Origin of the sequence: Cellulomonas sp., from assembly GCF_015234515.1 — a bacterium.
Lineage (GTDB): Bacteria > Actinomycetota > Actinomycetes > Actinomycetales > Cellulomonadaceae > Cellulomonas.
In genome coordinates, this window is sequence record NZ_JADGMY010000034.1 from 83,644 (window position 1) to 96,377 (window position 12,734).

The 12,734-nt window shown below is 73.8% G+C and carries 13 protein-coding genes; 5 read left to right on the forward strand and 8 right to left on the reverse strand.

Going from position 1 to position 12,734, the window contains the following annotated elements:
• Window positions 1-5: 5 nt before the first annotated feature.
• The gene (locus tag IR158_RS18490) at window positions 6-923 is read left to right on the forward strand and encodes a carbohydrate ABC transporter permease (RefSeq protein WP_291815772.1); all 918 of its coding nucleotides are present in this window, start codon (window positions 6-8) and stop codon (window positions 921-923) included.
• Window positions 924-1,012: 89 nt separating this feature from the next.
• On the opposite strand, the gene IR158_RS18495 is transcribed toward IR158_RS18490, so the two are convergent.
• On the reverse strand, window positions 1,013-2,464 hold the full coding sequence (locus IR158_RS18495; RefSeq protein ID WP_291815724.1) for an NAD-dependent malic enzyme: 1,452 nt from the start codon (window positions 2,462-2,464) through the stop codon (window positions 1,013-1,015).
• Window positions 2,465-2,571: 107 nt separating this feature from the next.
• Here IR158_RS18495 and IR158_RS18500 point away from each other — a divergent pair, with 107 nt between their 5' ends.
• Both IR158_RS18500 and IR158_RS18505 read left to right on the forward strand, forming a co-directional pair.
• A complete protein-coding gene (locus IR158_RS18500; protein WP_291815727.1) occupies window positions 2,572-3,051 on the forward strand; it encodes an NUDIX domain-containing protein in 480 nt (159 codons plus the stop codon).
• The gene (locus IR158_RS18505; RefSeq protein ID WP_291815730.1) at window positions 3,048-3,932 is read left to right on the forward strand and encodes a Fic family protein; all 885 of its coding nucleotides are present in this window, start codon (window positions 3,048-3,050) and stop codon (window positions 3,930-3,932) included. The genes IR158_RS18500 and IR158_RS18505 overlap by 4 nt, the downstream gene beginning before the upstream one ends.
• Window positions 3,933-4,218: 286 nt before the next feature.
• Here IR158_RS18505 and IR158_RS18510 read toward each other — a convergent pair whose 3' ends face one another.
• The 7 genes from IR158_RS18510 to IR158_RS18540 all read right to left on the reverse strand — a co-directional run bounded on the left by IR158_RS18510 (window position 4,219) and on the right by IR158_RS18540 (window position 10,063).
• Window positions 4,219-5,055, reverse strand: coding sequence for an HAD family phosphatase (locus IR158_RS18510; RefSeq protein WP_291815732.1), 837 nt, complete (start codon window positions 5,053-5,055; stop codon window positions 4,219-4,221).
• 85 nt (window positions 5,056-5,140) lie between these two features.
• A complete protein-coding gene (locus tag IR158_RS18515) occupies window positions 5,141-5,698 on the reverse strand; it encodes an NTP transferase domain-containing protein (protein WP_291815735.1) in 558 nt (185 codons plus the stop codon).
• Complete coding sequence (locus IR158_RS18520) at window positions 5,691-6,563, reverse strand: ABC transporter permease (protein ID WP_291815737.1); 873 nt, start codon at window positions 6,561-6,563, stop codon at window positions 5,691-5,693. Before IR158_RS18520 ends, IR158_RS18515 begins: the two co-directional genes overlap by 8 nt.
• Window positions 6,560-7,426: an ABC transporter permease gene (locus IR158_RS18525; protein WP_291815739.1), complete on the reverse strand. Its 867-nt coding sequence runs from the start codon at window positions 7,424-7,426 to the stop codon at window positions 6,560-6,562. Before IR158_RS18525 ends, IR158_RS18520 begins: the two co-directional genes overlap by 4 nt.
• Window positions 7,423-8,244 (reverse strand): ABC transporter ATP-binding protein, encoded by an 822-nt coding sequence (locus IR158_RS18530; RefSeq protein WP_291815741.1) that lies wholly within the window; start codon window positions 8,242-8,244, stop codon window positions 7,423-7,425. The genes IR158_RS18525 and IR158_RS18530 overlap by 4 nt, the downstream gene beginning before the upstream one ends.
• Before the next feature lie 7 nt (window positions 8,245-8,251).
• Window positions 8,252-9,322: an ABC transporter substrate-binding protein gene (locus tag IR158_RS18535; RefSeq protein ID WP_291815744.1), complete on the reverse strand. Its 1,071-nt coding sequence runs from the start codon at window positions 9,320-9,322 to the stop codon at window positions 8,252-8,254.
• Window positions 9,323-9,517: 195 nt separating this feature from the next.
• Entirely contained in the window at window positions 9,518-10,063 is a 546-nt protein-coding gene (locus IR158_RS18540) for a nucleoside deaminase (RefSeq protein WP_291815749.1), read from the reverse strand.
• A gap of 104 nt (window positions 10,064-10,167) precedes the next feature.
• Between IR158_RS18540 and IR158_RS18545 the strand changes: the two genes are divergently transcribed.
• A complete protein-coding gene (locus tag IR158_RS18545) occupies window positions 10,168-11,106 on the forward strand; it encodes an XdhC family protein (RefSeq protein WP_291815750.1) in 939 nt (312 codons plus the stop codon).
• A gap of 176 nt (window positions 11,107-11,282) precedes the next feature.
• Entirely contained in the window at window positions 11,283-12,569 is a 1,287-nt protein-coding gene (locus IR158_RS18550) for a DUF4143 domain-containing protein (RefSeq protein WP_291815753.1), read from the forward strand.
• Window positions 12,570-12,734 lie beyond the last annotated feature (165 nt).

Consider the following 12,734-nt stretch of genomic DNA (forward strand, 5'->3'; position numbering starts at 1 on the left):
GCGCCCTGACAGCGGGCCCGGACGCCGTGGGCGGAAAGCCCGTCGGCCCCCGGGACTCGAAGGGATACAAGGCCTTCACCTGGTTCAACGGCACGTTCCTCGTGCTGCTGTGCGGCCTCATGCTGTACCCGTTCGTCACGGTCCTCGCGCAGTCCTTCAGCAGCGCGGGCGCCGTCAAGGCGGGGCTGGTCAACGTCTGGCCGATCGGCTTCAACCTCGACACGTACAAGGTCGTCATCGCGAACGACCTCTTCTGGTCGTCGTACCGCAACACCGTGGTCTACACGCTCGTCGGGACCACGATCGCCATGGTGCTCACCACGCTCCTGGCGTTCGTGCTGGCGAGGAAGAACCTGCGCGGGCGCAACGTGCTGATCGGCATCGCCGTCTTCACGATGTTCTTCAACGGCGGCCTGATCCCCAACTACGTGCTGATCCAGACCCTCGGTCTGAAGAACACGATGTGGGCCGTCGTCCTGCCGGGGGCGATCTCGGTGTTCAACCTGCTGGTCATGAAGTCGTTCTTCGAGAACATGGCCTCCGAGCTGGAGGAGGCCGCGCAGATCGACGGGCTCGGCTGGTGGGGGATCTTCCGTCGGATCGTGCTGCCGCTGTCGAAGGCGGTGATCGCCACGATGATCCTCTTCTACTCGGTGGCGATCTGGAACGACTGGTTCGCCGCGTTCCTCTACCTGGACAAGCAGGAGCTGTTCCCGGTGACGCTGTACCTGCGCAACATGATCGCGGGCGCCTCGTCGGCCGCCTCCCAGGGTGCGGCGGCCGCCGGCTCCACCAAGGAGGCGATCTCGGCGAACATCCAGGCCGTGACGATGATCCTCACGATCATCCCGATCCTGTGCATCTACCCGTTCGTCCAGCGGTACTTCGTGTCCGGCATCATGCTCGGCTCCGTCAAGGGCTGACCACGACGCGCCCCGGCGGGCGGCACGGCCGCCGGGAGCCACGACAGGGCGCGACCCCGGCGAGGACTCCTCGCCGGGGTCGCGTGCGTTCAGGGGCGGGCGGCGCGGACCGTGGCGATCGCGCCGGTGTCGGCCCGGGCGGACGCGCCACCGGCCTCCGCCTCCGCCGCGGCGCGGACGGCGGCGGCCACCGCGGTGGTCGCCTCGGGGTTGAAGACGCTGGGCACGATGTAGGTGGGGTTGAGCTCGTCCGGGTGGACGACGGACGCCAGCGCGCGCGCCGCGGCGAGCAGCATCGACTCCGTCACCGAGCGGGACTGTGCGTCGAGCAGCCCGCGGAACACGCCGGGGAACGCCAGCACGTTGTTGATCTGGTTCGCGAAGTCCGAGCGACCCGTGCCCACGACCGCCGCGTGACGCGCCGCGTCGTCCGGGTCGACCTCGGGGCGGGGGTTGGCGAGGGCGAACACGATCGAGTCGGGTGCCATCCGGGCGACGTCGTCACCGGTGATGACGTCGGGCGCGGACAGGCCGATGAAGACGTCCGCGCCGGCGACCGCGTCCCGCAACGTGCCCGTGACGCCGCGCTGGTTGGTCGCCTCGGCGGTCCAGCGCAGCGCGGGGCTCAGGCCGGGCCGGTCACGGTGGATCACGCCGTCGACGTCGGCGACGACGACGTCCCGTGCGCCCGCGGCCAGCAGCAGCTTGAGCACGGCGGTCCCCGCCGCCCCGGCGCCCGACATCACGACGCGCACCTCACCGATCCGCTTGCCGACGACCTGCAGGGCGTTCTCCAGCGCCGCGACCACCACGATCGCCGTGCCGTGCTGGTCGTCGTGGAAGACCGGGATGTCAAGCCGCTCGCGCAGCCGACGTTCGATCTCGAAGCAGCGTGGCGCCGAGATGTCCTCGAGGTTGATCCCCGCGAACACCGGCGCGATGGCCACCACCGTCTCGACGATGCGGTCGACGTCCGTGGTGTCCAGGCAGATGGGGAAGGCGTCGATGTCCGCGAACCGCTTGAAGAGCACGGCCTTGCCCTCCATGACGGGCAGCGCAGCCAGCGGCCCGATGTCACCCATGCCCAGCACGGCCGTGCCGTCCGTGACGACCGCGATGGTGTTGCGCTTGATCGTCAGGCGGCGCGCGTCCTCGGGGTGGTCGGCGATGGCCTGGCAGACGCGCGCGACCCCCGGGGTGTACGCCATCGACAGGTCGTCCCGGTTGCGCAGCGGCACCTTCGACTCGATGGACAGCTTGCCGCCCAGGTGCATGAGGAACGTCCGGTCGGAGACCCGCTGGACCACCACACCGTCGAGGCCCTCGAGGGCGCTGACCACGTCGGCCGCGTGCGCGGTGTCGCGGGTCGCGCACGTGACGTCGACCGTCATGGTCTCGTGGAAGGACGCCGTCACGTCCAGCGCGGTGACGATCCCCCCGGCGCGCTCGATGGCCGTGGTGAGGTCCGAGACGGCGGTGGGCCGGGCCTGCACCTCCAGCCGGGCGGTGATGGACGACGACACGGACGGCGCGGAGACCATGGGGCCATTGTGGTGGTTCGAGGGCCGGTGTCGCCCTTCGACGCCCCGTGGACGTGGTCGCGCTCGGTGTGGGCCGGGGGCCGGTGGCCGGCGCGTAGCATCGGCGCGTGCCCGTCCCTCCCTTCGTCCTGGCCCTGCGTGAGCGTGTGGGGCACGACCTGCTCTGGTTGCCGGGCGTGACCGCGGTCGTGCTGCGCGAGGACGGGCCGCGCCCGCAGCTGCTGCTCGTGCGCCGGTCCGACACCGGTGAGTGGACGCCCGTGACGGGGATCGTCGACCCGGGGGAGGAGCCGGCCGTCGCCGCCGTGCGCGAGGTGCTCGAGGAGGCCGACGTCGTCGCGACGGTGCAGCGGCTCGCGCAGGTGGGCGTCGTCGGGCCCGTGGTGTACGACAACGGCGACCGGGCGCAGTACGTGGACCTGACGTTCCGGTGCCGCTGGGTCTCGGGCGACCCCTTCCCGGCCGACGGTGAGAACACCGACGCCCGGTGGTTCGACCTCGACGCGCTGCCGGTGATGGAGGCGTCGATGTCCGCCCGCGTCGCCGCGGCGCTGCCCGCGCGCGGCGAGGCGCTGTTCACCGCATGAGCGGCTCGCCGCACGCGATCGGGCCGGGTGGCGCGCACGGGTGCCCGCCCGCCGACGCGCTCGCGGCCGTCGCCGGGCTGCCGGGCGTGGCTGCCGCGGTGGACCTCGCGCGCGCGGCGTGCGAGGAGCTGCGCTGGCACGAGGCGTTCCGGCGTCGGTGGCGTGAGGTGCGGGCCGAGGCGGGCCTGCGGGCGGCGGCGGCCTCGGCAGCGCTCGACGGTGCGCCCGTCGGCGTCGAGGCGCTGCGCGCCTGGGCGACCGGCACGGCGGCACCCGCCGGGGGCGTCGACGCGGTCGCTGCGGGTGCGCTGCGCGCGCAGGCGGTCGTCGAGGCGCAGCTCCCGGCACTCGGGTCGCGTGACCCGGGACCGGGCGCCCCGCTGCCGCAGGTGCTGGCGCGGCTGCACGCCGCCGCCGCGGCCGACGTGCTGCCGGCCGATGAGGTCGGGCGGCCGCGCAGCGGACCTCCCGGCGACCTGCGCGGACTCGGGGCGGCGCCGGCAGCCGAGGTGGCGGCGGCGCGCGTCACGGGTGTGCTGCGCGACGCCGCGGCCACCCGGGCGCCGGCCCTCGTCGTCGCGGCGGTGGTGCATGCGGAGCTGTTGACGGCCCGGCCGTTCGCGGGGGCCAACGGCGTCGTCGCGCGTGCGGCCGCGCGCCTGGTGGGGGCGCGCACGGGGCTCGACCCGACGGGCTCGGTGCTGCCGGAGGTCGTGTGGCAGGAGGGGCCGTCGGTGTACCTCGCCGCGGCCGCGCGGTACGCGACGGGTGAGGCCGACGCCGTCGCGCAGTGGGTGGTCGCGTACGGGCAGGCCGTCGTCGGTGGGGCCGGTCACGCGCGGCGCGTGGCCGACGAGGTGCTCGCGGGGCGGCGCGCTTAGGTCAGCGTCGTCGTCCTCGGGCACGGAAACGGACGGCGGCGCCCCTCGGGACGCCGCCGCCGCACTGAGGACCGACGTGGAGTGATCAAAGCGGGCAACATCATGGTTCGCTCCGGGGCCAGCCCGGTCGACCTGCCCATAGGTGGGCCACTCCGCCCGTGGGTGCTCCCTCGGTCGTTCAGTTGTGGTCCTGTCCTACACCCGGGCCACGCGCACGGGCAACTGTCGCGGGTGTATTGCCAGGTCAGGGACGTTTTGTCGGCCGGATGTCGAGATCTGCGTACCGTCAGGCGGACCGCGAGCGCCGTCGCCACCACACCAGCGCCAGCGCGACCAGGGCCACCCCTGTGAGGACCGCGCCGGTCGTCACGCGCACCTGAGCGTCCAGCCGGCGCAGCGGCACGGGCCGGCGGAAGGTCAGCACGTCCCAGCCGTGGTCGGCGGCCAGGCGACGCAGCGCGCGGTCCGGGTTCACCACGTGCGCGTGGCCGACGGCCGCCAGCATCGGCGCGTCGGTGACGGAGTCGGAGTACGCGGAGCAGGCGGCGAGGTCGTACCCGCGGGTCTCCGCGAGCTCGCGGATGGCGACTGCCTTGTTCTCGCCGTACGCGTAGAAGTCGATCGCGCCCGTGTAGCGGCCGTCCGCCACGCCCATCCGGGTCGCGATGACCGCGTCGGCGCCGAGCATCTGCGCGATCGGCTCGACGACCTCGGTGCCGGACGCGGACACCACCACGACGTCGTGGCCGGCGGCGTGGTGGGTGGCGATGAGCTCGACGGCCTCGGCGTAGACGGTCGGGTCGATCGACTCGTGCAGCGTCGCGCGCACGATCGTCGACACCTGCTCGACGTCCCACCCCACGACGGACCGGGAGAGGGTCGCGCGCAGGCGTTCCGTCGACGTCTCGCCCGCACCGCCGAGGAGGTAGGCGAGCTGCGCGTACGCGGACGCCACCACCGAGCGTCGGGTCAGCAGACCCTCGGCGAGGAAGCCGCGGGAGAAGGCGGTGGCCGACGACGTCGCGATGATCGTCTTGTCGAGGTCGAAGAACGCGGCCACGCGCGGGGGGCGCGCGCGCGGGTGGGCGCGACGCGCCGTGTCGGCGGGTTGCTGGTCGACCATGACGCTCCGCGGGGCCGGGGGCAAGGGCGAGGACCTGACCTGCGCGAGCGTAGCGGCGACGTCCGACACGCGCGTGCGTTCGGGGTCAGTCCGGGGTGTCGCGGTCGCGGCCGCCGGGCAGGTCGGTGCAGTCGACGTCGACGGGCGGGTGCGCCAGGAGGTAGCCGCGCGCGCCCGCGTCACCGTGCAGGTGGTCGCGCAGCGGGGCCCAGTGGTCCCGGCCGATGAGCACGGGGTGGCCCGGCGCACCGCCGAAGACCGCGCGGCGCAGGTCACGCGGCCCGACGCGAGCGGCGGTCACGCGGGCCACCGCGCGGTCGTCGAGGTCGGGCAGGTCGACGAGGGTGACGACGACGGCCACGTCGCCGGGGGAGCCGGCGAGTCCCGCCGCGAGGGACGCGCCCAGGCCGGCCGCCCACTCCGACGCCACGACGACCTCGGCGCCCGGCGGCACGAGCGCGCGCGCCTCGTCCGCCGCCGCACCGAGGACGACACGGACGCGGGCGCACCCGCCGCCGAGCAGCGCGTCGTGCGCGCGCCACAGCCACGGCACGCCCGCGGGCGTCACGCACAGCGCCTTGGGCCGGCCCATGCGCGTCCCGGCCCCCGCGGCCAGGACGAGCCCCAGCAGCGGTTCAGGCACGCCCGGCCGACGGCCCGAACCGCGCGAGCACCCACTGCTCCAGCAGCTGCGCGATCGTGTACAGGACGAGGGACGCGAGGGTGACGACGACGACCAGCGCCCACACCTTGGTGTTCTGAGCACGGCCGACGGCGGACACGACGCCGTACCCGATGCCGCCGCCGGTGGCGAGCCACTCGGCGATGAGCGCGCCCGTGATCGCGCCCGGCACGGAGATCCGGACGGCCGCGAAGACCGCCGGGAGTGCCGCGGGCAGCTGCACGAGGCGCAGCACGGTCCGCGGCCCGCCGCCCAGGACGGTCACCACGTCACGCATCTGCGGGGACGCCGAGCGCAGCCCCAGCACGATGGTCACCAGCGCGGGGAACAGCACCACGATCCCGCTCATCACGGCGACCGACGCGACCCCCCGCCCGACCAGCAGCACGATGATCGGCGCGAGCGCGATGAGCGGCACGGAGCGCAGCAGCATCGCGACCGGCATGATCGCGCCCTCCGCGGTACGGGACAGCACGATCGCGGCGGACAGCACGAGTGCCGCCACCATCCCGACGACGAAGCCGATCGACGCGTCCGTGAGCGTCACGCCCAGCAGCCCCAGGACCTCCGTGCGGTGCTCGCCCGCCTCGGCGTCGGTCACGAGGTACTCCCACACCTGCGCCGGCCCCTTGCCGACGTACGGCGAGACGTCGAGCACGGCGAGCAGCGTCGTCCACGCGATCAGCACGACGGCGGTCGTCGCGGCCGCGTCGAGCAGGACGCGGCCGACGCGTCGCCACGCGGGGTGCGTGCGCGGTGCGTCCGGGATGGCGGAGGTGCGGGGCTCCACCACGGGAGCCCCGGCGGCCGTGGCCGGCGCGCTCACGACGCGCCCCCGGCCGCGCCGCCGCCAGCCGACCACGGCGTGACGACGCGCGCGAGCACGGCGAACAGCGCGTAGCCCGCGCCCGCGACCACGGCGCACACCAGGGCGATGCCCCAGGCCCGCTCGCCGTTGAGCGACTGCCCGGCGTTGACGAGCGCGGGCCCCACGCCCCGGTCGACACCGCCGATGTACTCGCCGAGGATCGCGCCGAGCAGGGCGGCGGGCGCGGCGACCTGCAGCGCGCCGATGATGCCGGGCAGCGCCGCGACGAGCCGGACCCGCACGAGCTGCTGCCACCGGCCGCCGCCGAAGACGGTCACGACGTCGAGGCTCGCCAGGTCGGCCGACCGGAAGCCCAGCACCGCACCGACGACCGTCGTGAAGAACACCGAGAGCGCCGCGAGGACGACGGCCGTGCCGGACGGCTCGCCCGACGGCGGTGGCCCGATGACGATGTAGAGGATCGGGGTGATCGCGACCAGCGGCAGGCAGTAGCTGATGACCGCGACCTGCATGATCAGCCGCTCGAGCGCCGGCACCAGCAGCACCAGCGACGCCAGCAGCAGCGCCAGGCCGTTGCCGACGACGAAGCCGCGGGCGGCCTCCTCGAGCGTGATCGACAGGTGGGTGACGTAGAACCCGAGGCCGTCGTCGACGAAGCCCCGCGCGACGCCCAAGGGTGTCGGCATCGTGGTTCCGGCCAGGACGGTGGCGGCGGCGAGCCACCAGACCGCGATGATCCCGACGACGCCGGCCGCACCGGGCGCCCAGCGGCGGGCCAGCGCGCGGACGCCCCGGGTCGTCCGGCGTGGGACGGCGGAGCTCGCGTCGGGCATCCCCACCTCGCCCGTCACGACGCTCACGCGTCCGCCCCGCCGCCGAACAGGAGCTCCGAGGCGTGGTCGTGCAGCGCGTGGAACTCCGGGGTGCGCATCATCTCCGGCCTGCGCGGGCGCGGGAGGTCGACGTCGAGGACCTCCTTGACGCGCCCGGGCCGCGCGCTCATCACCGCGACCTGGTCCGAGAGGAAGATCGCCTCCGAGATGCCGTGCGTGACCATGAGCGTGGTCGCGGGCTTCTCGGTCCAGATGCGCAGCAGCTCGAGGTTGAGACGCTGGCGCGTCATGTCGTCCAGGGCACCGAACGGCTCGTCGAGCAGCAGGACCGACGGCTGCACGACGAGCGCTCGCGCGATCGAGACGCGCTGGCGCATGCCGCCCGAGAGCTGCGCGGGCTTCGCCTTCTCGAACCCCTCGAGCCCGACGAGCCGCACGAGGTCGGCGACGAGCGCGCGGTCGACGGGCGCGCCCGCGACCTCGAAGGGCAGGCGGATGTTGGCCTCGACGCTGCGCCACGGCAGCAGCGCCGAGTCCTGGAAGGCGATGCCGAGCGCGTGCTCGGCCCGCAGCTCGACGGGGGTGCGGCCCTCGACGAGCGCCGTCCCCGTGGTGGGCTCCTCGAGCCCGGCGAGGATGCGCAGGATCGTCGACTTGCCGCACCCCGACGGGCCGAGCAGCGACAGGAAGCTGCCCTTGTCGGTGAACAGCGTCGTGTCCTGGAGCGCGGTGACGTGGCGGCGACCCGTCGTGAACGTCTTGCCCAGGCCGTCGAGGCGCACGCCGGTGCCCAGCGGACCCGTGGGGGTCCGCCGGGCACCGGCGTCGTGCTGCACGTTCGTCAACGTCGGCTCACTTCGCCAGGTCCGGCTGCTCCTCGAGCAGCTCGGTGAGCAGCGAGAGGTCGAACAGGTCGTCGGCCTCGAGCTCGATGCCGGCCGCGGCGAGCGTCCGGAGGTTCTGCTCGATGAGGTCGTCGGAGATGGTGAACAAGCCGTTCTCCTTCGTCTCGTCGGTCACGATCAGGTCGATCTGGATCGTGGCCTGCTGGACCTCCTTCTCCAGGTCCAGCTCGAGATCGGCCCCGTACTCCTCGACGGCGAGGCGCGCACCCTCCTCGGGGTCCGCGACGGCGTCCTTCCACCCGCGGATCTCCGCGGCGAGGAACGCCTTCACCTTCTCCGGCTCGTTCGCGATCATCTCCTGCGTCGTCACGACGGACTCGGCGACGAACGGCAGCCCGTTGTCCGCGAACAGCAGGTTGGTGACCGGGTTGCCCTCGGCCTCGACCGTGATGGCCTCGTTGGTCACGTACGCGAGGAAGCCGTCGACCTCGCCGTTGACGAGCGGTGACGGGTCGTACTCGACGGGCACCTTGGTGACCTCCGCCGGGTCGATCTCGTTGATCGCCAGGAGGGCGTCGAACAGGGCCTCGTTGGGGCCGGCCTGGACACCGATCTTCTTGCCCTTGAGGTCCTCGGGCGTCGCGATGTCCGCGCCGTCCTTCAGCGACAGGATCGTGAACGGGTTCTTCTGGAACGTCGTGCCGACGATCTTCAGCGGCGCGTCCTCCTCCGCGACGACCTGGCCGACCGAGATCGCGTTCGACAGCCCGAAGTCGGCGCCGCCGGACAGCACGATGGACTCCGTGGCGCCCGGGCCGGCGTTGAGGGTCACCGAGCTGAAGCCCGCGTCGGTGAAGTAGCCCTTGCTGTCGGCGAAGAACTCGCCCGCGAACTCCGCGTTCTTGATCCACGAGAGCTGGACCGTGATGGCGCCGTGGTCGGCGGTGTCCGCGCTCGCGTCGTCACCCGTCTCGGCGTCGGCGCCCGACGAGCAGGCGGCGAGGACGAGAGCGAGGGCGACGCCCGCGGTGGCGAGACGCGCGCGGCGCGCGCGCCGGGGGTGCTGGGGCTGGGTCATCGGCACTCCATCTGGGGGACGGGCGCGCACGGCACGCGCGCGGCGGTGAAACAGGTGTTGCGCGCGGTGACGCTACGGACGCGGCGTGTCGGGCTGTGTCGCGGTGCGTGTCCCAGGTGTAAACGACGAGCGGCGGGGGTCACGGTTCGGTATCGGACGACGCCAGGCCCTCTGGCGGGGCCAGGAGGGACGGACTCAGTAGGCCGTGCGCGCCGTCTGCGCGCGCCACGCGTCGAACGGGCGCGTGCGCTCCGGCAGCCGCAGCTCCTGCACGCGCGTGCGGTCCCACGTGTCGCGGTCCCTCGCCAGCAGGTCGTAGAACGCCGAGTCGTCGAAGCCGGCGCTGCTCGCGTCGTCCCGGTCCGCGCAGAACACCACGCGGTCCAGCCGCGCCCACAGGCACGCCGCGAGGCACATCGGGCACGGCTCGCAGGACGTGTAGAGCGTCATGCCCTCGAGCGAGAACCTGCCGGCGGCACGGCACGCGGCGCGGATCGCCTGGACCTCGGCGTGCGCGGTCGGGTCGAGGTCGCGCGTGACGCGGTTGGCGCCGACGCCCACCTCGACGTCTCCCGCGACCACGACGGCGCCGAACGGGCCGCCGCCCTCGGCGACGTTGGCGGACGCCACGTCCACGGCGCGACGCAGCCAGCGGGCGTCGGCGTCACGGGCGTCGACCGCCCGGTCGCGCGGTGCGCGGGCGGGGCGGGTGGCACCCACGGGTTCCACTGTGATCGACATGGCGGCTCCTCTCGTCGTCCTGCGTCGAGAGTGCGGGTGTGCTGTTTCGGCGCGGTTACCCTCGCGCGCCGTTCTCGAAACAAATGTCTCGTAGCGTCGCGAGGATGCTGGACCAGGCCGCGGACATCTGCCGCCGCCTCGACGCCGGTCAGCGCGTCGTGGCGGCGACGGTCGTGCGGGTCGAGGGCAGCGCGCCGCGCGCGGTCGGGTCGTCGTTCGTCGTCGGGTCCGACGGGACCGTGGCGGGCAGCGTGTCGGGCGGATGCGTGGAGTCGGACCTCGTCGAGCGCTGCCGGGGGGTGCTCGACGGCGGCCCGGCCCACGTCACGTCGTACGGGGTCGGCGACGACCTGGGCGAGCCGGGCCTGATGTGCGGCGGCACGATCACGGTGCTGGTGCACGAGGTGTCGGCGCTACCGGCGGGTGCGTTGCACCAGCTGCGGCGGGCGGCCGAGGGGCTGGACGCGTGCGTCGCGCTCGACGGCGCCGGCCGCGTCTGCACCGACGAGCCGCTGGTCACGCTGCGCACGCCGGCCGCGCACCCGCTGCTCGTCGTCGGCGCGGGGGAGCACGCGGTCGCGCTCACGCGGCTGGCCGCCGGGTGCGGGTTCGCGGTCACCGTCCTCGACCAGCGACCGCTGTTCGCGACGAAGGAGCGGTTCGGTGACGCCTACGCGGTCGTCCGCGACTGGCCCGACCGGTGGCTCGCGGCGCACCCGCTGACGGCCGCGCACGCCGTCGTCGTCCTGACGCACGACCAGCGGGTCGACGTCCCGACCCTGGTGACCGCGCTGGCGTCGCCGGCGCGGTACGTGGGGGCGATGGGCTCGCGCTCGACGCACACGCGGCGCGTCGAGGCGCTGCGCGCGGCCGGGGTGCCAGGTGCGGCACTCGCGCGGCTGCGCTCGCCGATCGGCCTGGACCTGGGCGGCTCGACGCCCGAGGAGGTCGCGCTGTCGATCCTGGCGGAGGTCGTGATGGCCCGTCACGGCGCCACGGGCAGCCCGCTGTCGACGACGACCGGCCCGGTCCACGGGCGCTGACCCGGACGAGACCGGGCCTAGCTCGCTCATCGACGCCGGTGCGACGCCCAGGCCCGGTCTCGCGGCGGATCCGTCCCACCAGGTGGGCGGTCGTCCGGGTGCCGGGCTCGGCATACCGGAGCCTAGAGTCCCGGCAAACAGTAGCCTTGTCGTCCGGCAAACAGTAGCGTTGAGGCATGTCACCAGCGAGGACGCTCTACCGGGAGCGGATCGTCGACGTCCAGCTCGACGAGTACCTGGACGAGCTCCCCGCCATCGCGATCGACGGCCCGAAAGGAGTCGGCAAGACCGCCACGGCATCTCGGCGTGCTCGCACGGTGCTGCGCCTCGACGACGAGGCGGACCTGGCGATCGTCCGCGCCGACCTCGGGCGTCTCGGCCGGGCCGACCCGCCGGTGCTCGTGGACGAGTGGCAGCGGCTGCCGGCGACCTGGGACGCGGTCCGTCGCGCGGTCGACGACGGTGCGGGCGCCGGGAGCTTCCTCCTCACCGGGTCGGCGTCGCCCGACTCACCTGCGACGCACTCCGGGGCGGGACGCGTCGTCACCCTCCGGATGCGCCCGCTGACGCTCCCCGAACGCGGATGGGGCCCCACCACGGTGTCGCTCGCCGCGCTGCTCGCCGGCCGCGACGGCATCGGCGGGACGTCGAGCCGCGTGCTCGAGGACTACGCCGACGCGATCGTCGGCGGGGGGTTCCCGGGCATGCAGGCCGTGAGCGCGCGACCACGCCGCGCACTGCTCGAGGGGTACGTCGACAGGATCGTCGACCGGGACTTTCCGGAAGCAGGACGGGAGGTGCGCAATCCATTTGGCCTCCGTCGGTGGATGCGAGCCCTGGCGGCGGCATCCGGGACGACGGCCTCGTACGAGACGATCCGGGACGCGGCCGCGGCCGGCCACGCCGACCCACCGTCGCGGGCCACGGTCCAGCCGTACCGCGACACTCTCGAGCGCATCTGGGTCTACGACCCCGTCCCGGCCTGGGACGCCCTCCCCGGCGCCGGCCTCACGCGGCTCGTGGCGGCGCCCAAGCACTTCCTCGCCGACCCGGCCCTCGCTGCGGTGCTGCTCGACGTCGACGCCGACGCCCTGATCCGCGGACAGGTCGGCCGGGTGCAGGTGCAACGCGACGGGACGCTGCTCGGCGGGTTCTTCGAGTCCCTCGTGGCGCTCACGCTCCGGGTGTTCGCGCAGGCGGCGGACGCCCGTGTCTCCCACCTGCGCACCCGAGGAGGCGAGCACGAGGTCGACTTCCTCGTCGAAGGACGCGGGCGGCGGCTGGTGGCCGTCGAGGTCAAGATGACGGCCGCGCCGACCGCCCGGGACGTCCGCCACCTGCTCTGGCTCAAGGAGCGGCTCGGTGACGCCCTGACGGACATGGTCCTGGTGACGACCGGCCGTGACGCGTACCGGCGGGCCGACGGCGTCGCGGTGGTGCCGTTGGCGCTGCTCGGCCCGTGAGATCCGCTCTCCACGGGATCGTCACGCGCGACCCGCGAGGAGTGGAGCGACCGGGGACAACCCGGTTCGCCTTAGCGATCCGGGTGAGGTGGTATTGCGGTTCCTCCCCTCCGGCCCGTGGGCGGCTAGCCTTTCGCCATGATCCGGGTCGACGAGCACCAGCGT

Coding starts and splice junctions, on each gene's coding strand:
- IR158_RS18510 (WP_291815732.1), bottom strand. CDS start 5,055: ATGGTCGACCAGCAACCCGCCGACACGGCGCGTCGCGCCCACCCGCGC.
- IR158_RS18545 (WP_291815750.1), top strand. CDS start 10,168: ATGCTGGACCAGGCCGCGGACATCTGCCGCCGCCTCGACGCCGGTCAG.
- IR158_RS18505 (WP_291815730.1), top strand. CDS start 3,048: ATGAGCGGCTCGCCGCACGCGATCGGGCCGGGTGGCGCGCACGGGTGC.
- IR158_RS18540 (WP_291815749.1), bottom strand. CDS start 10,063: ATGTCGATCACAGTGGAACCCGTGGGTGCCACCCGCCCCGCCCGCGCA.
- IR158_RS18535 (WP_291815744.1), bottom strand. CDS start 9,322: ATGACCCAGCCCCAGCACCCCCGGCGCGCGCGCCGCGCGCGTCTCGCC.
- IR158_RS18495 (WP_291815724.1), bottom strand. CDS start 2,464: ATGGTCTCCGCGCCGTCCGTGTCGTCGTCCATCACCGCCCGGCTGGAG.
- IR158_RS18550 (WP_291815753.1), top strand. CDS start 11,283: ATGTCACCAGCGAGGACGCTCTACCGGGAGCGGATCGTCGACGTCCAG.